This window comes from Nocardia sp. JW2 (assembly GCF_051843015.1).
Lineage (GTDB): Bacteria > Actinomycetota > Actinomycetes > Mycobacteriales > Mycobacteriaceae > Nocardia > Nocardia coubleae.
Map to the genome: position 1 here is coordinate 82,837 of NZ_JBPXLK010000004.1, position 21,541 is coordinate 104,377.

The 21,541-nt window shown below is 69.3% G+C and carries 24 protein-coding genes; 13 read left to right on the top strand and 11 right to left on the bottom strand.

What is annotated here, in order from left to right; genetic code table 11:
- Positions 1-62 precede the first annotated feature (62 nt).
- Positions 63-1,082: a hypothetical protein gene (locus tag ACSVDM_RS07955; RefSeq protein WP_439263802.1), complete on the bottom strand. Its 1,020-nt coding sequence runs from the start codon at positions 1,080-1,082 to the stop codon at positions 63-65.
- A gap of 58 nt (positions 1,083-1,140) precedes the next feature.
- On the opposite strand from ACSVDM_RS07955, the gene ACSVDM_RS07960 reads away from it, so the two are divergent.
- From ACSVDM_RS07960 to ACSVDM_RS07975, 4 genes are all read left to right on the top strand, one after another.
- Entirely contained in the window at positions 1,141-1,569 is a 429-nt protein-coding gene (locus tag ACSVDM_RS07960; protein WP_439263803.1) for a MarR family winged helix-turn-helix transcriptional regulator, read from the top strand.
- Positions 1,570-1,645: 76 nt separating this feature from the next.
- Positions 1,646-2,917 carry a glycosyltransferase 87 family protein gene (locus ACSVDM_RS07965; protein WP_245655186.1) on the top strand — a complete coding sequence of 424 codons (1,272 nt, stop codon included), beginning with the start codon at positions 1,646-1,648 and terminating at the stop codon, positions 2,915-2,917.
- A gap of 94 nt (positions 2,918-3,011) precedes the next feature.
- Positions 3,012-3,329 carry a DUF2795 domain-containing protein gene (locus ACSVDM_RS07970; RefSeq protein WP_439263804.1) on the top strand — a complete coding sequence of 106 codons (318 nt, stop codon included), beginning with the start codon at positions 3,012-3,014 and terminating at the stop codon, positions 3,327-3,329.
- Positions 3,330-3,343: 14 nt separating this feature from the next.
- A complete protein-coding gene (locus tag ACSVDM_RS07975) occupies positions 3,344-3,679 on the top strand; it encodes a DUF3140 domain-containing protein (RefSeq protein WP_439263805.1) in 336 nt (111 codons plus the stop codon).
- 12 nt (positions 3,680-3,691) lie between these two features.
- On the opposite strand, the gene ACSVDM_RS07980 is transcribed toward ACSVDM_RS07975, so the two are convergent.
- Together ACSVDM_RS07980 and ACSVDM_RS07985 are read right to left on the bottom strand one after the other, a co-directional pair.
- Complete coding sequence (locus ACSVDM_RS07980) at positions 3,692-4,792, bottom strand: NAD(P)H-dependent amine dehydrogenase family protein (RefSeq protein WP_439263806.1); 1,101 nt, start codon at positions 4,790-4,792, stop codon at positions 3,692-3,694.
- Between the two features lie 10 nt (positions 4,793-4,802).
- The gene (locus ACSVDM_RS07985) at positions 4,803-5,594 is read right to left on the bottom strand and encodes an SDR family oxidoreductase (RefSeq protein ID WP_439263807.1); all 792 of its coding nucleotides are present in this window, start codon (positions 5,592-5,594) and stop codon (positions 4,803-4,805) included.
- Between the two features lie 94 nt (positions 5,595-5,688).
- Here ACSVDM_RS07985 and ACSVDM_RS07990 point away from each other — a divergent pair, with 94 nt between their 5' ends.
- Positions 5,689-6,546 (top strand): helix-turn-helix domain-containing protein, encoded by an 858-nt coding sequence (locus ACSVDM_RS07990; protein WP_439264013.1) that lies wholly within the window; start codon positions 5,689-5,691, stop codon positions 6,544-6,546.
- Positions 6,547-6,549: 3 nt separating this feature from the next.
- On the opposite strand, the gene ACSVDM_RS07995 is transcribed toward ACSVDM_RS07990, so the two are convergent.
- Positions 6,550-7,035: a nitroreductase family deazaflavin-dependent oxidoreductase gene (locus ACSVDM_RS07995; RefSeq protein ID WP_439263808.1), complete on the bottom strand. Its 486-nt coding sequence runs from the start codon at positions 7,033-7,035 to the stop codon at positions 6,550-6,552.
- A gap of 142 nt (positions 7,036-7,177) precedes the next feature.
- Here ACSVDM_RS07995 and ACSVDM_RS08000 point away from each other — a divergent pair, with 142 nt between their 5' ends.
- From ACSVDM_RS08000 to ACSVDM_RS08035, 8 genes are all read left to right on the top strand, one after another.
- Complete coding sequence (locus tag ACSVDM_RS08000; protein WP_439263809.1) at positions 7,178-7,561, top strand: DUF1304 domain-containing protein; 384 nt, start codon at positions 7,178-7,180, stop codon at positions 7,559-7,561.
- A gap of 145 nt (positions 7,562-7,706) precedes the next feature.
- Positions 7,707-9,035, top strand: a complete 1,329-nt coding sequence (locus ACSVDM_RS08005) for a lipase family protein (protein WP_439263810.1) — start codon at positions 7,707-7,709, stop codon at positions 9,033-9,035.
- A 74-nt stretch (positions 9,036-9,109) separates the two neighbouring features.
- Positions 9,110-10,648 (top strand): GMC oxidoreductase, encoded by a 1,539-nt coding sequence (locus ACSVDM_RS08010; protein WP_439264014.1) that lies wholly within the window; start codon positions 9,110-9,112, stop codon positions 10,646-10,648.
- Between the two features lie 23 nt (positions 10,649-10,671).
- Positions 10,672-11,340 (top strand): TetR family transcriptional regulator, encoded by a 669-nt coding sequence (locus ACSVDM_RS08015; RefSeq protein WP_439263811.1) that lies wholly within the window; start codon positions 10,672-10,674, stop codon positions 11,338-11,340.
- 137 nt (positions 11,341-11,477) lie between these two features.
- Entirely contained in the window at positions 11,478-11,702 is a 225-nt protein-coding gene (locus ACSVDM_RS08020) for a ferredoxin (protein ID WP_067487825.1), read from the top strand.
- A gap of 1 nt (position 11,703) precedes the next feature.
- Positions 11,704-12,255 (top strand): nuclear transport factor 2 family protein, encoded by a 552-nt coding sequence (locus ACSVDM_RS08025; protein ID WP_067487481.1) that lies wholly within the window; start codon positions 11,704-11,706, stop codon positions 12,253-12,255.
- Positions 12,249-13,532: a hypothetical protein gene (locus tag ACSVDM_RS08030; protein ID WP_439263812.1), complete on the top strand. Its 1,284-nt coding sequence runs from the start codon at positions 12,249-12,251 to the stop codon at positions 13,530-13,532. The genes ACSVDM_RS08025 and ACSVDM_RS08030 overlap by 7 nt, the downstream gene beginning before the upstream one ends.
- A 1-nt stretch (position 13,533) precedes the next feature.
- On the top strand, positions 13,534-14,742 hold the full coding sequence (locus ACSVDM_RS08035; protein ID WP_181696480.1) for a cytochrome P450: 1,209 nt from the start codon (positions 13,534-13,536) through the stop codon (positions 14,740-14,742).
- Between the two features lies 1 nt (position 14,743).
- Here the strand turns inward: ACSVDM_RS08035 and ACSVDM_RS08040 are convergent, their stop codons facing one another.
- Genes ACSVDM_RS08040 through ACSVDM_RS08070 form a run of 7 tightly spaced genes read right to left on the bottom strand, consistent with a single transcriptional unit; the run spans position 14,744 to position 21,539 of the window.
- Positions 14,744-15,322 carry a hypothetical protein gene (locus tag ACSVDM_RS08040; RefSeq protein ID WP_439263813.1) on the bottom strand — a complete coding sequence of 193 codons (579 nt, stop codon included), beginning with the start codon at positions 15,320-15,322 and terminating at the stop codon, positions 14,744-14,746.
- Positions 15,323-15,343: 21 nt separating this feature from the next.
- Complete coding sequence (locus ACSVDM_RS08045) at positions 15,344-16,297, bottom strand: MlaD family protein (protein ID WP_067635410.1); 954 nt, start codon at positions 16,295-16,297, stop codon at positions 15,344-15,346.
- Positions 16,294-17,394: an MlaD family protein gene (locus ACSVDM_RS08050; protein WP_439263814.1), complete on the bottom strand. Its 1,101-nt coding sequence runs from the start codon at positions 17,392-17,394 to the stop codon at positions 16,294-16,296. Before ACSVDM_RS08050 ends, ACSVDM_RS08045 begins: the two co-directional genes overlap by 4 nt.
- On the bottom strand, positions 17,391-18,494 hold the full coding sequence (locus ACSVDM_RS08055) for an MlaD family protein (RefSeq protein ID WP_439263815.1): 1,104 nt from the start codon (positions 18,492-18,494) through the stop codon (positions 17,391-17,393). Before ACSVDM_RS08055 ends, ACSVDM_RS08050 begins: the two co-directional genes overlap by 4 nt.
- Positions 18,494-19,504, bottom strand: coding sequence for an MlaD family protein (locus ACSVDM_RS08060; protein ID WP_439263816.1), 1,011 nt, complete (start codon positions 19,502-19,504; stop codon positions 18,494-18,496). Before ACSVDM_RS08060 ends, ACSVDM_RS08055 begins: the two co-directional genes overlap by 1 nt.
- On the bottom strand, positions 19,501-20,502 hold the full coding sequence (locus ACSVDM_RS08065; protein ID WP_439263817.1) for an MlaD family protein: 1,002 nt from the start codon (positions 20,500-20,502) through the stop codon (positions 19,501-19,503). The genes ACSVDM_RS08060 and ACSVDM_RS08065 overlap by 4 nt, the downstream gene beginning before the upstream one ends.
- Positions 20,502-21,539 (bottom strand): MlaD family protein, encoded by a 1,038-nt coding sequence (locus ACSVDM_RS08070; protein WP_439264015.1) that lies wholly within the window; start codon positions 21,537-21,539, stop codon positions 20,502-20,504. Before ACSVDM_RS08070 ends, ACSVDM_RS08065 begins: the two co-directional genes overlap by 1 nt.
- Between the last annotated feature and the right edge of the window lie 2 nt (positions 21,540-21,541).

Here is a 21,541-nt window from a genome sequence, read left to right on the forward strand (position 1 = left end):
GAGACACCGCCGCGCGCCGGAATGTGACACCGCGGAAGCTGTTGTGGCGCACGTCACCCGATTCAGACGGCGGCCGATTCGCCGATCTCCTCCTCGACCGCACGCTCGCTGACCGGCGCAGGGGCATGCCGCGCCTCGTACCTTCCCGCGACGGCAACGAGCAGCACACCGACCGCCAGCCACACGAACAACCCGCCGAGGCGGGCGCTGAAACCGGCGCCACCGTCGAAGTACAGCAGGCTGCGCAGACCTTCGACGAAATCGGCACCGTTCCAGAACGAATGCAGCGCACCGAAGAACCCGTTCTGCAGTTCCGGCCGGTAGACACCGCCGGAGGTGGTGAAGTTGAGCATCACGAACAGGGTGATCAGGGCGAGCGTGGTCCAGCGCTTCAGGAAGGTGTGCAGGCCGATACCGATCAGGATGATGCCCGCGGAATACAGCCAGGCGATGCCGAACACGCTCGCGAAGTCGCTGTCGATCACCCCGAACACCGGGCCCGCCACCACGACACCGATCAGGCTCACCACCAGGGCCGTCAGCACGCCGATCGCCGCGCGCACCCGCATCCGCAGCATCGCGCCCGCGGCGCCGATCACCGCGACACTGCCGTAGGAGCCGACACTCAACGCCACCAGCAGGAAGAACAGCCCCTGCCCGGTCGGATCACCCTCGGCCTTGCTCGTCACATCGGTGACCACCAGCGGCACGCCCTGATGGTCGGCGACCGACCGGAACGCCACCTCGGCGGCCATCGCGCTCGTGTCCGAACCGGCGGTGGCCACGAGCAGTTCGGGGCGCGCGGCATCGGGCACGTAGGCGCCGACGAGGTCGCGCTCGTGCAGCAGGTCCGTCGCGGCCTCGCGGGTGGGCACGGTGATCACGTCGACACCCGACCCGCCCCGGTTCTGCATCGTCTGGGCGAGCACCATCGCCTGCGGGGAGTCACCGACGACGGCCAGCGCCAGATGGTTCGGCGTGGGCTGATGGAAGGCGCCGAGATAGGCCAGGGCCATACCGAGACACATCAGCAGGGGGGTGAGCAGGTGGCCGGCGAGGTGCCGCAGCTGGGTGACGGTCATCGAGGGAAGTCTCCAAGAAGGTTGGTAAATGCAACTATGATTGTTGTATCCTACAACCATGACTGAGTCAGAGGCAAGGGACGACGCCGTCGACGTCATCCAGCGGGAGTTGACCGCCTTCTCCCGCCGCGCCCGCGGCCGCGCCGCCGAACTGCACCCGGAATTGAGCCTGGTCGCCTACAGCATCCTCGACCTGGTCCTCGAACGCGACGGCTGCCAGGCCGCCGACGTGGCCGCGCAGTTCCTGCTCGACAAGTCGACTGTCAGCAGACAGGTCGGCGCGCTCGAGCAGCTCGGCTACCTCGAACGCGAAATCGACCCCGCCAACCGGCGCAACCACATCCTGCGCGCCACTCCCGAGGGTCGCGCTGCCGCACGCAAGGCCGAACGCACCCGCCGAGCCGCCTTCACGGCCCGTTTCGCCGACTGGTCCGACGAGGATGTCCGCACCCTTGCCCGCCTGCTCGTCCGCTACAACCACGGCTGAACGGGGTGTCGTGCGCGTCACTGCCGCCGAAGGTCGGTGCCCCGACTCGGGCGCTCGGTCGGTATAGTCGCCGCGGATGAGTAGTGACACCACCCACCCCGCGCAACCGACCCCACGCCCGATCAATCGAGCCTGGTGGCTGGTGCCGGTGTTGCTCGGTGTCGTCGCGGTGGTGTGCATGCGGACCCCGCTGTGGCCGTTCGAACCGTACTCCGGCGCCTTCATCGACCTGCAGGTGTATCGCCTCGGGATCGAGGCCATGCGCGACGGTGCCGACATGTACGGCCAGCTCCCCAAGACCAGCGTGGGTATCGGACTGCCGTTCATCTATCCGCCGTTCGCGGCGATCGCGCTCGCGCCGTTCGCGTTGCTGCCGTGGGGTGCGGCCAAAACCCTCTACGTCGCGGTGTCGGTCGCCGCGCTGGCCTGGACCCTGTACCTGGTCGCCCGCCGCTACAACCCCGAGCGCAAGCAGGTCGCCCTCTTGGTCACCGCCTGTGCGCTACCGGTCGCGATGCTGCTCGAACCGGTGCGGGCCACCATCGACTTCGGCCAGGTGAACCTGCTGCTCATGGTCCTGGTCGCCACGGACTGCCTGCTGCCGAAGACCCGCTACCCGCGCGGCATGCTCATCGGCCTGGCCGCCGCCGTCAAGCTCACGCCCGCCGCGTTCGTGCTGTTCTTCCTCGTCCGCAAGGACTACAAGGCCGCCGCCACCGCGGCCGCGACCGGCGCGATCGCCACGCTCGCCTCGTTCGCGATCCTGCCGACGGAGTCCGTGCGCTACTGGTTCGGCGGCCTCGGCAATGTCTCGGGACTGAGCGGTTCGGCCTTCCACACGAACCAGTCGATTCAGGCGGTACTGGCCCGCCTGCACGTCACCGGCCTGCCGTTCGACGCCCTGTGGTTGTTCTTCGGCGCCCTGCTGCTCGCCCTCGTCGTGGTCGCCATGCGCAAGGCCGCCGACGCTCCCGCGATCGCCCTTGCCCTCAACGCCGTCTTCACCCTGCTGCTGTCGCCGATCTCGTGGTCGCACCACTGGGTGTGGATCGCTCCCGCACTGCTCGCCATCGTCTGCCACGCCCGCACCCTGCCCGCCGCGAGCGCGCGCGGCTGGTACGCCACGGCTGTCGTTGTCGCCGCCGTCTTCGTCATCGCGCCGCACAGTTTCCTGCCCGACGGTGAACACCGGGAAACGTCGTGGACCTGGGATCAGCACCTCATCGGCGATACCTACGTGTGGTTGGCGGTGGCGCTGGTTGTGCTGTTCCTCGTCACCGGCAGACGCGCGGACCGCAAGTCCGTCGCGGTGGAGCCCGCCCGTCCGGAAGTCATCCCCGCCGCCTGAAGACAGCCCTGTTTGAGGCCGGTCCGCCCGGGTATTTCGGCAGCCGTTCGAGGAAACTGACGCAGGTCGCTTCGGCGCCCGGAAAGGTTCCGTGATGGTGACTACCGATGTGCAGCGGGTCGAGCGAGCGTTGTCGGAGGTGGATTTCCCGGCGAACAAGGACGACCTGGTGCGGTGCGCGACCGACGCGAAAGCCGACGAGGACACGGTGCGCGCCCTGCGCGCCATCCCACCGGTGGCCTATGCCAACCTGACCGAGGTCCTGCAGTCGGTGACCCTCGACGACGGACGAACCGAGGCACAGCGCATGGCACAGAGCCGCGATCACGCGCACCCCGGTGTCGCCGAGCGGGACCGCGAGGTACCGCCGAACCCGATCGTGGAGGAGCTGGGGGAGAACCGGGACAGCTGACGGAGGTGTGACGCATGGCCGAGACGCAGGTCGACGACGAACTCTGGGACGAATTCCATCGCGTGGTGAACATGTCCTCACGCGAGCTGAGCGACTGGTTGCGCACCGCGGCGGCGGGCACCGACGCGGAACGGGAGCCGGATCTGTCCGGACCCGAGATCGGCAGGCACGTGCTGGCGATCCTCGGCAAACGTCGCACCGACGTGACCACCGACGATGTGGCGGTCATGCGGCAGGTGGTCGACGAGATCAACGCCTCGCGCCGAGCCGATCTGGAACCCGTCGCCGGTGAGGCCCAGTTCCGGCACCGGCTCATGAGCCTCGGCCACGATCCGTTGAAAGCGCCCTGACCGGCACCTGGGTCACCGCTGTTTCGCGGCCGGGATCCGCGATGTATCCGCCAGCCCGGTTCCCGTCACCAGCGGGAGGTCGAGCGTGGTGCGGATGCCCGCCGGTGCGGCGACGACGGCGGGGATGGCGTTGACCAGGCGCATCGCGGTGCCGACGAGGCTGGCGTGGTTGTGGTCGCCGTGGTCGCTGAACATGGCCAGATCGAGGGTGTAGTTCGGCTCGCCGGTGACCTCCACCCGGTAGGAACCGCCGGCCCGGGCGGGCTGCGGCCAGTCGGGTGCGAGATCGGCGCGCAGCCGGGTGACGTGCTCGAGCACCGTGACGGCGCGATCACCAACCATGCCGCGCACTTCGAACCGCAGTGCCGCCGCCGTACCCGCCTCGATGGTGCCGGAGTCGATGTCGAAGGTCTCCGGGGCGGGCAACCGCTGGTACTCCTGGGTGACGGCGTCGAGTTCGATGCCGAGCCCGGCCGCGAGCTGACGCACGACGCTGCCCCAGGCCAGCGACAGCACCCCCGGCTGCAACAGCAGCGGCGTCTCGGTCATCGGCTTGCCGAACCCCATGATGTCGAACATGACCGCCGGATTGTCGTAGGTCGAGTAGTCGACGATCTCGAGGCAGCGCACCTGCTCGACGTACCGGCAGGTGCCGAGCAGGGCGAGGGGGAGCAGATCATTGGCGAACCCGGGGTCGATCCCGTTCACGAACAGCGACGAATCACCCTGTGCCGCAGCCTGTTCGATGGGATCGAGCAGCTCCGCCGGGAGCACACCCCACGGGTACTGCAGGAACACCGGTGCGCTGGCCACCACATCGATGCCCGCGGCGAGCAGCCTGCGCAGATCTTCGAGCGCCTCGGGTAGCCGGTTGTCGGTCATCGCGGTGTAGACGACACAGTCGGGACGGCGAGCCAGCACCTCCTCGATGCCGGTGGTGGCCAGCACGCCGGACGGGGCGGCGAGTCCTGCCAGTTCGGCCGCGTCGAGACCGACCTTGTCGGGTCCGGAAACATGGACCCCGACCAGTTCGAACCGCGGGTCGGCGAGCACACCCGCCAACGCGTGCCTTCCGACATTGCCGGTACCCCAGTGGATTACGCGAACAGTCATGATGTGGTCCTCACAGATCGGGAAGCGGAATCGTCAGATTGGGTGCGATCAGGCCGCCGTCGACCTCGAGCACCTTGCCGGTGAGAAACGACCCGGCGGGCGAGGCGAGATACACCGCCGCCGCGGCGATATCGGTGGGCTCACCGAGGCGCCGCAGCGGCGTCGCCTGTTCCATCTGGCCGCGCATCTGCTCGTTGCCCGCGACGACCGCCAGCGCCGAGGTGAGGATCGAACCGGGTGCGATGGCGTTGACCCGCACCCGCGGGCTCAAATCGGCCGCGGCGGTACGCGTGTAGTGGGCAAGCGCGGCCTTGGCCGTCGCGTACGCGGCGAACGCGCGCCCGGGCAAACGGCCCATGGTCGAGGTGATGTTGATGATCGAACCACCCTCGGCCGTGGCGAGCATCCTCGGCACCGCGGCCCGCGCCAGGGCGTGCGCGGTGCCGACATTGAAGGTGAAGGCCTCGGCCAGGTCCTCGGGAGTGGTGTCCAGCAACGGTTTCGGCAGCGCCCCACCGACGTTGTTGACGGCGATATCGAGGCGCCCGAACCGCTCGACGGCCACCTCGGCGAGCGCGGCCGCGGCCGCCGGGTCGGCGAGGTCGGCGACCACGACCTCCGCTCGCCGGCCGGTGGCCGCCACCTGCTCGGCGACCGCACGCAGATCCGACTCGGTCCGCGCGGCGATCACCACATCGGCGCCCGCCTCGGCGAATCCGACGGCGATCGCGGCCCCGAGTCCGCGTCCTGCCCCGGTGACGACGGCGACGCGGTCGTCGAGCCGGAAGTGATCGAGAATCATGAAAGCCCCTCAGGCGTCGAATATTCGACTAATGTGTGGCGAATAGTCGAAGCAGTGTAGGGCGGGGCGACCCCGCGGACAAGGGGTTGTCATGGTGCAGTCGGCATCGCCGCCGACCCGGCGGGTCGTCGAGGTGATGGAGTTGCTCGCGAGCGCGGGCAAGCCGCTCACGGCCTCGGAGGTCGCGACGGCACTGTCACTGGCGCGCGCCACGGTCACCGCCGTCCTCACCGAACTCGCCGCGGCCGGATGGGTGCGCCGGGACGGGGAACGCCGTTTCCGCCCCGGTCCGGCCCTGGCGGCGCTGTCTCCGGCGGAATCCGAACTGCCCGAGGCGGCCGTGCGGGCCGAACTGCGGGCGCTCGCGGTCGCGGCGGGCTGCGGGGTGACGCTGAGCAGGATCGAACGAACCACCCTGACCGTCGTCGCGAAGGAGTACGCACCGGATGCCCGTGTGGTGCCGGGACTCGGTGTGGGTCAATCGATTCCGCTGGCCTATCCCGCGGGCGCGGCCGTGATGCCGTGGCGCGCGGCGGCCGAGCGTGCCGCGTGGTCGAGGACCGCTCCCGGCGAGGCCGCGGCCCTGCTGGAATTCGTGCGGGTCAACGGGTGCGCGGTCTTCCGTCCCGACTCCGACGACGCGGGCGTTGTCGACGTGCTCGCCGACCTGCTCGGCGCCCTCGGCGCGGAACTCCTGCAACCCGACCTGCGCGCCCGCGTCCTGCGCCAGCTCGCCCGTCTCACCGCCCGCCCGTATCGCGACACCGAATTCACCGGCGACGATCCGCTGCCCGTGAGCTACCTGTCGGCCCCGGTGTTCGCCGGCGGCGCCGCGCCCTACGAACTGCAGCTCGGCCCGCTGCGCCCGGCCGTCGGCCGCGCCGAGCGAATGGTCTACGTCGAGGCGATAACCGCAGGGGCCGAGGCGATGTCGGTCGTGCTGGGCAGGTAGTTCTCAGGCGGGCCGCGGCGTCAGGATCACCACCGGTATCCGGCGTTCGGTCCACGCCTGGTAGGTGTCGAAATCGGCGTACAGGTCGACCAGTGCCGGCCACAGCCGAGCGCGCTGCTCGTCATCGGCGACCACCGCCCGCACGGCCCGGCGCTCACGCCCGATCTGCACGTGCGTGTCCGGGTGTACGCACAGGTTTCGGTACCACTGCGGATGATTCGCCAACCCGCCCTGGGAGGCGACGACCACGATGTCGGCACCGTCGGCCAGGTAGAGCAGCGGAACGGTGAACTGCTTGCCCGACTTACGGCCGCGATGCTCGAGCAACAGGGTGGGCACCGGCTTGCGGAAGCCCGCGCCGATGCGCCAGGTGCCGCCGATGCGCCCACCGGTGCGCCGGTAGATCGCCACCTGTGCGCGGCCGACGATCCGGAAGATCTTGGGCAGCACCGGATGATCGAGCTGACGAGGTCGGGGCGGAGTGGTCACGCACCAACCATACATATCACTCCAAGATTGTATGGTCTGTTTCTCGTGCCTCGCCGCGAGTCGGCGCGGGATCAGCGGCTGCTGCCGGTGAATAATCACCTCGGAAGCCCGGTAGGTCCGGACGGCGGCGAGAGGTGCGACGATGACCGCGATCGGTTTGATCTTCACCGGAGTGGCGGTGCTCCTGCACGCCTACATCTTCGTGCTGGAGTCGCTGCAATGGACGGCTCCGAGCACCCGGCGGACCTTCGGGATGTCGGCCGCCGAGGCCGAGTCCACCAAGGAGATGGCCTTCAATCAGGGCTTCTACAACCTCTTCCTGGCTGTCGTCGCGGCCACCGGAATGGGGTTCACGGCCTTCGGCGACAAGGGCATCGGGCTCGCGCTCGTGCTCGCGGGAGCCGGTTCGATGGTCGCGGCGGGTGTCGTGCTGCTCGCGTCCTCGCCGAGCAAGGCGCGCCCGGCCCTGATCCAATTGGTCCCGCCGCTGATCGGCTGCGTCGCGCTGGTGATCGCCCGCTTCTGAACTCGTCGGTAACCACACCTTCCACTCGAGTAGTAACAGTGTTACTCTTCCCCGCGGCGCAGGTGTGACGGGCCTCATGGTTCCTTTCACCTGCGTCGTGAATCACTCCGGCGACGTCGCCGGGCGGTGGAAGGAAAGGTTCTCGATGGATCAGCAGGGTATCGGGCGACGGCGGCCGAAGACAGGCCGCGTCGTCCTGGGAGCAGCCGTAGCCTGTGCGATGGCGGCCACCGTCATGGTCGCGCAGACCGATGCCTCGTCGGCCGAGCCGGTCGGCTCGTTCTACACCCCGCCCGCGCAGATCCCGCAGGAACCCGGCGCCATCGTCAAGACCGCCCCGATGACCCTGCTCGCCACCCCGCCCACCGAGAAGGGCTGGCCGGGCGCCGCCCAGCACGTCATGTACACCTCACGCCTGCAGGACGGGTCGCCTGTCGCGGTGTCGGGTACCTACCTCGAACCGACCGGCCCCTGGCTGGGTGCGGGCCCCCGCCCGACCGTCGTCATCGCGCCCGGCACCTCGGGTCAAGCCGACCGGTGCGCCATGTCGCAGGCGTTCTCCACCGGCCTGAGCGTGCACACCGATCCCGCGCTCGGCCTGTCGGCGAACCAGGAACTGCCGTCCTCGGCGGTGTGGAGCCAGCTCGGCGCCCGCGTGCTCGTCACCGACTACATCGGACTCGGCACCCCGGGCATCCACACCTACGCCAATCGCATCGAGAGCGCCCACGCGGTGCTCGACGGCGCCCGCGCGGCACATCGCCTGGCGGGTGTCGGCCCGGAGACACCGGTGGTGCTGTGGGGCTACTCGCAGGGCGGCGGTTCGACCGCGGCCGCCGCGGAGATGGCGCCGGACTACGCGCCGGAACTCACGGTGAAGGGCACCTGGGCGGGTGGGCCGGTCGCCGACCTGTCCGCGATCCTCGCCAAGATCGACGGCGCCCTGATCAGTGGTGCCATCGGCTTCGCGGTGAACGGCATGGTCGCCCGCTACCCGGAGCTGAACGCGGCCATCGACCGGGTCATCAGCCCGTCGGGCCGCGACATGCTCGCCACCCTGAGCGACTCGTGCATCGCCGACCTCATCACCCGACACCCGTTCCTGAAGACCACGACGCTGACCAAGGACGGTCGCACGCTGACCGAGCACCTGGCCGAAATGCCCGAAGCCGCAGCGGCTCTGGAAGAACTGCGGGTCGGCTCGATGACCCCGGCCACACCGGTGCTCATCACCAGTGGGCTCAACGACGACACCGTCCCCTACGGCCAGGCCCGCGCGCTCGCCGAGACCTGGTGCGCCAAGGGCGCAACGGTCACCTTCCGCACCAACGAGCTGCCGCCGATCCTGCCCGGGACCACCATCCCGAACCATTTCGGTCCCGAGATGATCGACGGATTCGGTCCCGACAACGCGATCACCTATCTGCTCGATCGCCTCGCGGACAAGCCGGTCACCGGCTGCACCTTCGACTGACTTCTTGCGAGGAAATCCCCGTGAATACGTTCTCTCGCCGCAGCATGCTCGCGGCCGGGGCGGCGCTGGGCGGCATGCTGCTCGGCGACCGCCCGGGCCTCGCCGCGCCGATTCCGGCGCGCACCGGCACCATTCCCCTGACCCGTGAGGACCATCGGGTCGTCGTCATCGGCTCCGGATTCGGTGGCGGCGTCAGCGCTTTGCGGCTGGCGCAGGCGGGCGTGCCGGTTACCGTGCTCGAACGCGGGCTGCGCTGGCCGACCGGCCCGAACGCCGAGACCTTCCCGCGCGCGTCCGCGCCGGACAAGCGGATGCTGTGGTGCCGGTCGAGCCCGAACCTGTTCGGGCGCCCCCTGCTCGTCGAGCCCTATGCCGGGTTGGTCGAGGCGGTGCCCGGTGAGAACATGACCGCCCTGTGCGCCGCCGGTGTCGGTGGCGGTTCGCTGGTCTACCAGGGCATGTCGCTGCAGCCTGCCCAGGAGGTGTTCGAGGCGCACTTCCCGCAGGAGCTGGATTGGGCGCGGATGAACCGGGTCCACTACCCGAGGGTGGCGGCGATGCTCGGCCTCGCCGAGGCGCCCGACGAGTTGGTGAACACCGAGAACTACCGCGTCGCGAGGATTTTCGCCGAACGGGTGCGCCAGGCCGGGCTGCCGCTGTCGAAGATCCCGATGCCCATCGACTGGAACTTCGCCCTCGCCGAACTGCGCGGGGAGATGAAGGCCTCCTACACCAACGGCGACGGCGCGATGGGAGTGAACAACGGCGGCAAGCATTCCGTCGACGTCACCTATATCGCCGCCGCCGAGGCCACCGGCAACTGCCGGGTGGAAACCCTGCACGAGGTCACCGACGTCGAGCGCGCGGCCGACGGCCGCTGGGTCGTGCACGTGCAACGGCTCGACACCACCGGCGCCGTCGTCGAGCACAAGATCCTCACCACCGGCGCGCTCATCATGGCGGCCGGCAGCCTCAACACCACCCGCCTGCTGGTCCGTGCCGGCGCCAAGGGGCTGATCCCCGACCTGCCCGACGACCTCGGCCGAGGCTGGGGAACCAATGCCGACCGCATCTACGTCTGGCGCGATCCGGCCGCGAATTTCGGTGCGGCACAGGGCGGTCCGGTGGTCTACGGCAGCAAGAACTGGCACGACCCGCACACCGCGCACACGGTGATCCAGGCGTCCGTCCCGCCCGTGTCCTTCGATGCGGGCAGCACGATGCTCGTCGGCTACGGCGTGAGCGACAGCCGTGGCGCCTTCACCTACGACGCCGCGCGCGACGAGGCCGTGCTGCGCTGGCCCGCCGACGGCGACCGGACCATCCAGGACAACCACATCGGACCGACGGTCGCGCGCATCGCGGGCCCCGGCGCCACGCTGCTCGACACCAACACCCTGTTCCCCTCCACCTGGCACCCGCTCGGCGGTGCCAATATGGGCGCGGTGTGCGACCTGAACGGCCGCGTACACGGCCAGCCGGGGCTCTACGTACTCGACGGCGCGCTGCTGCCGGGCAGCGCCGCCGCGTGCAATCCGTCCATGACCATCGCCGCCGTGGCCGAACGGGCCATGGACACCGTGGTCGCCGAAGACATCGGGACTCGCATCTGAGCTCCGTGCACTACCCTGTCCGGGTGGCACGAAGGGGCGAAGGCGATCCGGCGCGCAGGATCACCGAGGTGACCCTCACGCTGCTCGAGACCGAAGGGTACGAGGCGGTGCAGTTGCGCACCGTGGCCAGGCTCGCCCACGCGTCGCTGAGCACCGTCTACAAGCTCTACGCCACTCGCGACGAGCTGGTCCTCGCCGCCGTCGCGCAGTGGATGGCCACCAACACCTACACCGAACTCGAGCCGCCGCGCCAGGGGGAGTCGCTGGCCGAGGTGCTCATCCGGGTGATCCGCTACGTCTTCGAGCCGTGGGAGCGTCATCCACGGATGCTGGCCGCCTACCATCACGCCAGGTCGGGTCCCGGCGGCCAGCGTCTCGACAACCAGGGCTTCGCCGCCATCCTGCCCGTGGTCGCCCCGATGTTCGCCACCCTCGACAAGGACTACGCCGCCGATCTCGCGCTCGTCCTGTCGAACATGGTCTTCGCCCTGCTCGCCCGGTTCGCGCACGGCGACCTCGACATCGCCGACATCGTGCCCGCCCTCGAGCGCACCATCACCCGGCTCACCGGTGACAACACGCCATTGGCCGCCGCCGCCCTCCGGGTGACCACCACCGACAGCGGTGACTTCGCGTGGAACTCCGGTTTCGGGTCGCCCTACTCGCCGGGCGCCGCGACCGACGAGTCGTAACCCCACCTCCCACACGCTCCACGCTCACCGATGGACCATTGCTGTCCGCGCGCGTCGATGATACTGTCCAGACAGGTGTCCAGCTCGGTGTCTCGAAGCTGAGAACACCTGGGCGACAGGGGAAGGCGGGCGACGAGATGAGCAGACGCATCGTCGTTGATCTGGATCTGTGTCAGGGGCACGCCGCGTGCCAGGAGGAAGCGCCGGAGGTGTTCACGGTGCCCAAACGCGGGAAGGTCGAAATCCTCGTCGAACGGCCGTCGAGCGCCCAGCACGCGGCCGTCGCCGACGCGGTGACCTACTGCCCCACGCGGGCGCTGTCGATCGTCGACGACAGCGCGGCCGACGACGAAGGAGAATGACATGACCGGTTTTTCGCGCGGCGAACTGGAAGAGATGGTCCAGCGCTGGCTGGATGCGAACAAGCGCTGTGAGGCCGAAGGCGACTGGCGGCCGCTGGCCGACATGTACACCGAGGACGCCACCTACGGCTGGAACTACGGACCGAACCACGAGTTCATGGCGGTGGGTCGCGAGCAGATCCGCGAGATCGCGGTCGGCCAGGAGATGGACGGCCTCGAGGGCTGGACCTACCCGTATCAGCACGTGGTGATCGACGAGAAGACCGGTGACGTGGTCGGTTTCTGGAAGCAGACCTCGAGCGCGACCCGCCCCGACGGCAGCAACTATCAGGTGCAGGGCATCGGTGGCAGCTGGTTCCGTTACGGCGGCGATTTCCAATGGTCCTGGCAGCGCGACTTCTTCGACTACGGCAATGTCGGCGCCTTGTTCATGGAGATGATGACGAACAAGGCGATGACCCCCGGCATGCTCACCCGCATCAAGAAGGCGACGACCGAACAGCCGCTGCCGGGGTGGTACCCGATCGGGAAGGCGCCGGTTCCGCTGTGGTGACACCGAATTCGCGACAGTCCTACGCCGGACTGTCGCGCGCGCAACTGGCCACGCTCGTCCCGGAACTGCTGCTGTGCGGTCACCTGATCGATCGGTCGGGCATGCCGCACACGATCGGCGCGTTCGGTCGCGAGGGCATGACCGAGGTCGCCATCGACGAGTGGCAGGTCGCCAGTCCCGTCTACACCCGGCGGATGCAGGCCGCGCTCGGCTTCGCCGGTGACGGTGTCGAGACGATCTTCAAAGGCCTGCAGCTCGATATCGGCGCCCCGCCACAGTTTCTCGACTTCCGCTTCCGCGTCGAGGATCACGATCACGGCGAGTTCTGGCTCGACCACTGTGGAGCGCTGGCCGACGTGGAACCACTCGGCGACCAGTTCGTGCGGGCCATGTGTCACGACATCGAGGATCCGACCTTCGACGCGACCGCCCTGGCCACCAATCCGCACGCCCAGGTCCGCCCGATCCACCGCCCGCCGCGTGCGCCCGCCGACCGCAAGCCGGTGTGCGCGTGGCGGGTGAGTATCGATCCGGCCAACGAACCGCCGCCGATTCCGCGCAACGCGGGGCAGGTGGCCGGGTCCGTCGCGGCGACGGTGGCGTTGTCGCCGATCGACCCGGCCGACGACGGCACCGCCGACTACCGTGGCCCGTTGCTGAGCGATCTGCGGTTCGGTGATTTCTCCCGGTCGGCGCTGATCCGCATCGCCGAGGAGGTCGCGCTGCAACAGCACCTGCTGGTCGCCGGTTTCCTCATCGCGATCCGCGAACGGGTCGACGCGCAGCGTGCGGCGGAGATCGGGCGCAAGCAGTTCGCCGGTGTGGCGGGCGTGGCCGCGGAGCGGATCAGATCGGCCTTGGGCCTGGGTGGTGACCCGGAGTCGCTGGCGCGCGTGCTCGACCTGCATCCGGCGCTCAATCCACGGCAGTACGTCGGCGCGAGAGTCGAAAAGTCCGGTGCCGGAGTGCGTCTCGTGCTCGAGCGCGGGTGCGGTGCGGTCACCGACGGTGTGTGGCCCGCCCTGCTCGACCCGGACCATCTCGCGCCGCTCGACGCGCTGGTGCGTGGAGTCGACCCGCACTACACCTGCCACACCTCGAAGGCGACCGACACCGAACTCGTCGTCGAGGTCGTGCGTGCCGAGGAACCGGCCGCCGAGGCGGTGGAGGTGGCGCTGACCAGGATCAGCACCGGGGCCGCCTTCACCTTCGCCGATCGCGGAATCCCGTTGCCGTTGACCGTCGTAGATTCGAGTGGAGTGCGCAGTGACCGTTGACATGGAGACCTCGATCCCGTTCGACCCGTACGACTACGCCTTCCACGAGGACCCGTACCCCACCTACGCCCGGCTGCGGGCGGAGGCGCCGGTGTACCGCAACGCGTCGATGGACTTCTGGGCGTTGTCGCGGCACCGCGATGTGCGGGCCGCCCTGCGCGACAGCGCCCGCCTGTCCAACAGCTGGGGTGTCTCGCTCGACCCCACCGCCTACGGTCCCGAAGCGCACCGGTCCATGTCTTTCCTGGCGATGGACGACCCCAAGCACGCGCGCATCCGCAAACTGGTGTCCAAGGGTTTCACCCCGCGCAGGCTCGCGGACCTGAGCGAACGGATCGCCGAACTCACCCGTAGCCACTGGGATCGGTGTCTGCAGCTGGGCGAGTTCGACTACATCCGCGACTTCGCCGGGCTGCTGCCGATGGACGTGGTCTCGGAGATGCTCGGCGTCCCCGAATCGGACCGCGCCCACCTGCGCACCCAGTCGGATCTGCTGTTGCACCGGGAGGAAGGCGTGCTCGACGTGCCGCAGGGCGCGATCATGGCCTATCTCGAACTCACCGGTTACTACCGCGACCTGCTCGAAGGGCGCCGCAAGAACCCCGGTGAGGATCTGGTGTCGGTACTGATGGACGCCGAGATCACCGACGGCGACGCGGGCACCACCCGCCTGTCCGACGCCGAGATCATCGGCTTCCTGATCCTGATGGTCGTCGCGGGCAACGAGACGACGACCAAGCTGCTCGGCAACGCCATGTACTGGGGTTCGCGGTTTCCCGACGAGGTCGCCAAACCCTTGGCCGACCCGTCGCTCGTGCCGGACTGGACCGAAGAGACGCTGCGTTACGACAATTCGACCCAGATTCTGGTGCGCCGTGTCCTCGCGGATGTCGAATTCGGTGAGCACACCATCGCGGCGGGGGAGCGGGTGCTGTTGCTGCTCGGTTCCGCCAACCGCGACGAGGACGTCTTCGACGACGCCGCCGAGTACCGTATCGGCCGCGACAGCTCCCAGACCCTGCTGAGTTTCGGTCTCGGCGTGCACTTCTGCCTCGGTGCGCACCTGGCGCGGATGGAGGCCAATATCGGCCTCGGGCAGATCGCCGCCTCCATCCGCGGCTACGAGATCGACACCGCGGCTGCCGAACGGGTGCACTCGGTGAGCGTGCGCGGCTTCGCCACGCTGCCGATGTCGGTGCGGGCGAGATAGGTCACTTCAGCGGCAGGGCGTTCTGCAGCCCACCGACATCGGCGATCCGCCAGTCCGCGTTGCGGTCGACCGTGAGCGAATAGGCCACGGTGGTGAGGGTGCCGGTGGGATTCTGCACGCTGGTGGAGTTGACGGTGAGATAGGCGTTCACCTTGTACACCCCGCCCGACTCGGACACGACGCCCGCCGACAAGGGTGTCGCCGTCGAGGTCCACTGCAGCGGCAGCAGGATCTGCTCGAGTTGCGGCGCTGTCGCGTCGAACTTGCCCGAAAGCTGCGGTGTGGTACCGGTTTTCAGCCGGGCCAGCCACGCCTTGGCGTCCCGGTAGTCGATGGTCGACGCCCCGAGCGCGTAGTCGAGGGCGACCTGTTCGACCCGGCGATCCTCGGCGGCGCGCCGATCGTGGTCGGCGATGGTGGTGCGCGCCGACAGATACAGCAGGCCGAAGGTGGCCGTCGCCACCACGAGCGCCGCGACGGCACACCCGGTGAGCACGCTCGACAGCCGGATCGAGAGGGTGCGTGGCTGGGGTCCGCCGGGGGCAGGCGTGTGGGGGCGGGTCTCGAGGTCAACGGTCATGGGGTGCCGATCCTTTCGTGCCTATTTGATGCCGATGCGCAGATGCACCGTGTCGTCGCCGAGGCCGTGCAGGGCCTGGTCGAGCAGGGCGCCGAGATCGAGATCGGGTGCGGTGGCCACCGCGTCGCGCACCACCGGTTGCAGCATCGGACCCAAGGCCGCGGCGCTCGGCCCGATCTTCGCGAGCAGCGCGTCGAGTTCGCGCACGAACACCAGCACCCCGCTCCCGGAGAAATAGTCGGCGACCGGGCGGCTCTCGACCAGCGCCGACCCGGACTGCACGATGGCGCTGAGAGTGATGCCGAACTCGCCGAACAGCGGGCCCGCTGTGCTCAGCGACGGCCCCATCCAGTCGATGTCGGCGCCGAGGAATTGCAGGTCGGCGAACAGCTGACGCAGCCGATCGGTGCGGCTGAGCAGCGTCGCCGCCAGCAACGTGGTGGAGCGGCGCAGGGTCTGCATGGTCGCCTCGGTGTCGGCGAGGGCACGGTCGAAGGTGTCGACCAGGCCCGCCATCACCTCGGGGCGGATCTGATCGAGCAGGTCGATCAGCCGGGTGGACAGGGTGGTGATGGTCATCGGCGCGGGCACGCGGTGCGCCGGAATGCGCTGCCCGTCGGTGAGATACGGCCCCGCGTCGTCGACCGGGTCGAAACCGATGTAGGGCTCGCCGAGTGCCGAGAGCTGTTCCACGCGGATCCGGCTCGACACCGGAATCGGGTACCGCTCGTCGATCCGCAAGGCAACGAGCACCCCGCTCGCCTGCTTGCGCACCGACTCGGCCCGGCCCACCGCGATCCCGTTGAGCAGCACCGGCGCGCCGGGACCGAGCCCACCCGAGGTGCTCAGCTCCAGCTCGACAGCCAGGTAGTCGCGACGCGGGTCGATATTCAGTACCCCGAACGTCATGTACGCGACGCCGAGCACCAGCACGGCCGCGATGGCCGAGAGCGACAGTGCGGCACGGGTATTCATCGGACGGCTCCGATCATCCGCAGCAGGTCGACGATTCGCGCGGTCTGCTCGTCGGTACTCATCGCCCCCGTCACCCCGATCTCGACCACGTCGACCTTCGGCCCGCGCTGAGCGAAGGGCAGCACCCTGGTATGGATCAGGTCGACGAGCGTCTTCAGGTTCGACGGCGACGAGGTGTCGAACGGTCTGCTGCCGAACAGCATCGGCACCACCGCGGCGGTCGTGGCGTCGAGCGAACCGAGCAGCGGCCCGAGCCAGGCGGCGCTCGGCGCGACCGGGCCGAGCGCGGTGAGGACGAAGATGACACCGATCTGGGCGTTGATCGCATCGGTGGTCTGGGTGACGCCGTAGGGCGTGAGCAGCTCGGCCAGCACCGGGGCATTGTCGAGAACCCCGTCCTCGAGGGTGGCACCGAGACCGTCGAGGATCGCGTCGACCGAGTCGAGGTGATCGGCCAGGTCCGACAGGTCCGTGCCGAGGGTTTCGGAGAGGCGGGCGGTGTCGCGCGGATCGGCGGGCAGCACCCCGTTCATCGTGGTGACGATGTCCTGCAGATCGGTGACCGCGCCGGTGCCGATGAACACCGACAGCGTGGCGAGAATGTCCTCGATGGCCGGGGCGCGGGCGGTGTCGGCCAGCGGGATCGTCGCGCCAGGTCCCAGCGTGCCGGTGGTGGATTCGCGCGGTTCGGTGAGCGCGATGTGCACGTCGCCCAGTGGGGTGTTCTGGCGCAGCTCGGCCGTGGTGCCCACCGGCAGCCGAACCGTGTCGTTGATCTCGACTTCCGCTGTGGCATGGCCTTTTTCGCTGAGGGCGACCGACGAGAGCTTGCCCACCCGGACACCGTCGGCGATCACCTTCGCGCCCTGCGGCAGGTTGAGGACACTGGCGAATTCGATGCGCAGCCGATAGGTGGGTTCGCCGGTGCCCGGCAGAGTCGACGCGCATCCGAGCAGGGTGCAGGCCACTACGACAATCAGGAACAGGTGGCGGAGTCGGCCGCGCCCCCTGATCGAAAGCAGGTATCGCACCCGGCATGTGGGCAGCGTGGAGCGGACTACTTCCCGATGCCGGGCAAGGCTGTTCATCGTCGTCATCGCGCGCTCACCCCCGCGAGCAGGGCCGCGATCGTGGGCACGGTGACCGTACCGTCCGGCCCGAGAGCACAAGGCTGACCGGTCACGACCTGGATCGCGGCGCATAGGTGTGGAGAATCTGCTTGGGGGACAGCCAACCTCGGCGGCGCATACCCGACGGTCGGCCGTCCACTGTCCGGATCGATACTCGCGGCGAAGCCGGCGGCGAGGGCGGGGGTGAGCTCGATGACTTCGGCAACCGAGCCGAATCCCGCCGTCAGCAGTGCGGGCAGGTCGGCGATCTTGTCGAGCGCACGGACCGCCGGGGTGCCGATCATCATCATCACGTCGTTGAGCTGGGGCAGGACCTGGATCAGGTAGGTGACGATGTCGATGATCGGTGGGAAGGCGATGGTGACGATGTCGTCGAACGTCCGCGGCAGCTCGATCGTCATCGCCCGCACGGTGTCCCACCCGTTGCGGGCGTGCCGTACCAGCTCGGTGAGGGCGTCGATGAGACTGCCGAGGTGCCCCATCGCGGCATCGGGGGCGGCCAGCGCCCGGCCGAGGTGGTGCAGGAGCGCGTTGATGTCGTCGCCGGTGCCCGCGGTCGCCCGGTCGAGCGCCGACAAGCCCGAGCCGAGGGCCGTGCGCTGCGCGGGATCGTCGGCGGCGTTCAGTTCGTCGGCCAGCCCGGCGAGCGCGTCGAAGGTCTCCGAAAGACTCAGCGGCGTCAGTGTTCTGGTGATGCACGTGCCCGGCTCCCAGCCACCGGCAGCCGGTTCGTCGCCGACGAGAGCGAGATGGCGATCGGCCACCAGGGTGTCGCTCACGGTCACCGCGCCCACATCAGGGGGCAGCCGGCGATCGGCGCGCACGGTGAACCGCACGCGAGCCGAGGCGCCGTGTGGCTCGATGCCGGTGACCTCACCGACCGGGATGCCGAGCACGGTGACGGAGCTGCCCCGGTAGAGCCCGATGCTGTCGGGCATGTCCGCGCAATAGGTGCGCACCGGCGGCGCGGGCCGTGACAGCTGTAGTGCCATCGCGCCCGCGAGGACGACGACAAGCACCACCGCCGTGGACATGAACCCGCGCGAACCGAGCAGGCGTGTCACCATCAGCACCCACCTCCCTGCACCGGCACACAGATACGGTCCGGCACGATCGTCACCGCCGAGTGGTCGATGCTCATTCCGTCGCCACCGGCGAGCAGCGGCGTCAGTCGCTGTTCCAGCGCCACCAGTGCTTCGAAGAGCGAACCCAGGTGCGCGCCCAGGTTTTCCAAGCCCGCGACGGCGTCGGCGAGCGGTTGCGCGCGGGCTCGCAGGTCGCGGTCCCAGGCCCGGCCGAGCGGGGACGCCTTGCGCAGCACATCGGACAGGTCGCCCAGCGCCTGGCTCACGATGGCCTTGTTGGTCTGCACCAGCGTTTCCAGGGTGTGCAGGTTGCGCACCAATTGGGCGAGCACCTGCGAACTCCCGCTCAGCGCGGTCAGGTACTCGTCGGCGAAGGCGAGCGCGCGCGAGATGTCGGCGTTCTGGGTGTCCAGCACCGCCACGAGGTCACCGGCGGCGCGCAGCGCCGAGCGGAAAGCGTCGGGACTGTTGTCGAACGAGGTGGACAGGGCGGCCAGGTTCTGTCGCAGCACCGAGCCGTCGATCTCGCGCACGGGTCGTACCGCGTCCTGGAAGACCTCGGTGAGGTTGTAGGGCAGGATCACTCGCTCCCGGGGGATCACGGCCGAACCCAGTGCAGCGGTGCCCGCCGGTCGCAGGGCGACGTAGTAGCCGCCCACCACCGTCAGCATGCGGATCTCCAGGATCGTCTGATCGCCGACGGCCACGTCCTCGCGCACGGTGAACGTCATCCGCACCCGATCCGCCAGCAGGTCAAGCGTCCGTACCCGGCCGACACCGATCCCCGCGATCCGTACATCGTCGCCTTCGCGCAGCGCACCCGCGTCGGCCAGTTCGGCGTGGTACACCCGCTCGGCATCCGTCCCGACCACCGCGACCACACCCAGCGCGATCATGAGCAGCACGGCACCGCACAGCCCGGCCAGCCCCCAGCGCAGGTCACCGGCACGCCCGTCCGTGCGCCGACCGAACAGGGCCCGCAGTCGTGTCATCGGGTGCGGCACAGCGTCACCCCCTGCCCGTCGAACAGCACCCGCAACGGCTCCGGCGCCGCAGCGACCCCATGAGTGCACGTGCCCGCCCGCCCGTTCGCGGGCACGGTGGCCGCCATGGTCTGGATGAGCCCCGGCAGTCCGGCGAAGACCTCGGCCGCCACCTGCGGATCGGGAAAGGCATTGCGCAACACCAGGTCCAGATCGCTGTCCTCGTCACCGGTGATGCCCGCGACGGTCAGCATCGACCGGATCGGTTGCAGCACCGGGGGAATGGCAACGGAGAAATCGACCAGACCGGGCAGCTTGTCGGCGATGGCGGTGAACAAGCCGGTGAGGTTGGTCAGCATCCGCACCGCCTGCGCCGACTTACCGCCCAGGCGCTCCGCGATCACGGCCAGATTACGCACCAGCGTCGACAGCACGACCTGCCGGTCGGAGGCGTAGCGGCTCAGGGTGTCGACCGCGTCGAGAGCGGGACCGAGACCGGCCCCGTCCCCCTGGATCACGGCGAGCAGGCTGGTGGTGAACCGGTTGATCTCCTCGGTTGACAGCTGCGCGAGCACCGGCTGCAAACCCTTGAACAGCGTGGTGATGTCGAACGAAGGAACGGTTTCGGCGGTCCCGAACACCTGCTCGGGCGCGCGCGGTGTACTCGGCCGCTGCGGTGCGACGATCTCCAGATACCGGAAGCCGGTGAGGTTCTGGTACCGGACGGCGATGGTGGCGGCCGTGTCGACCGGGTGCGCGCGCAGCACGGTGAACCGGACGCGGGCCAGTGCGCCGTCGAGCTCGATCCCCGACACCTTGCCGACCGCGACTCCGTGCAACCGCACGTCGTCGCCCGTGCGCAACCCGTTGGCATCGGTGAACAGCGCGGTGAAGGACTCGGTGTCGCCGCGCACCGGTCGCTCGATCAACCGGAAGATCCCGGCCAGTGCGACGGCGGTGAGCGTCAGTGCGATCGCCACCCGCACGGCGAGCCCGCGAGTCCTCATCAGCGCCCTCCGCTCGGCAGCAGTGCGGCCAGCGGCCCGGCCAGACCCGGCACGGTGTCGAGTTCGACCGAGACCCGGAGCACGGGACCGTCGGGGGTGTCACGGAACGCGGCGCCGAGGCGTTCGAGCAGCGTGGCGAGCTGATCCGCCGATCGTCCCGGTGGACCCATGGTCGCGGACACCTCGTCGAGCAGCAGTGTGGCCATCGGCATCATGTCGCCGAAATGTGTTCGCGCGGTGGTCATCAGCGCGGTGACGGCGGGCAGGAGCTGGTACTGCATATCGCCCCAGAACTGCCCGAACCGCGCGATGTTCGCCGGTGAGCGCAGGTACTCGTTGGTGTAGGCGGCCTCGAGCACGTCGACGGCGCCGGTCAGCATCGGCGGCATACCGGCCAGCACCGAACCGGAGGAACTCGCCAGCTCCGACGGCGGCAGTTCGCGGGTGTCGGCGTAGGCGCGCAGGGTGGCACCGAGGGCTTCCAGCAGCGGGGTGAAGGCACGCAGGTCACCGGCGATGGTGTGCAGCAGCGCGGCCAGTTTCGGGGTGAGTACCTGCTCGACGAGTCCGCCGGTGGAGCGCAGCAGCGCCGCCAGCGTGGCGTCGCGGACGCGGCCGTCGTCGAGGTCGACCGAGGAACCGTTCCCGAGCTCGGTGCCACCGGGCCGCGCCACGAGATTCAGCGCGCTGATGCCGAACAGATTGCCCGGCGCGAACTCGACATCGACGGTGTCGGTGAGCCCGAACAGCTGCGGCCGGTCGAGCACCAGGGTGAGCTGTTCGCGCCCCAGCCCGGCCGGTGCGATGGCCTCGACCGTCCCGACCCGCACCCCGTCGAGACGGACATCGGTGCCGGGGGCGATGCCCGCACCGACCCGCTCGGTCCGCAACGTCACCCGGATCTGCTCGGGGGCAAGAGATTCCGGCCACACCTGCCAAGCCAGCACGCTCGCCAGCGCGACCAGGAGCGCGCAGACGCCGAGGACACGGGCACGCAACGGCCCCACCTCGGTCCCGGGAAGTGCGTACGGAGGCATGC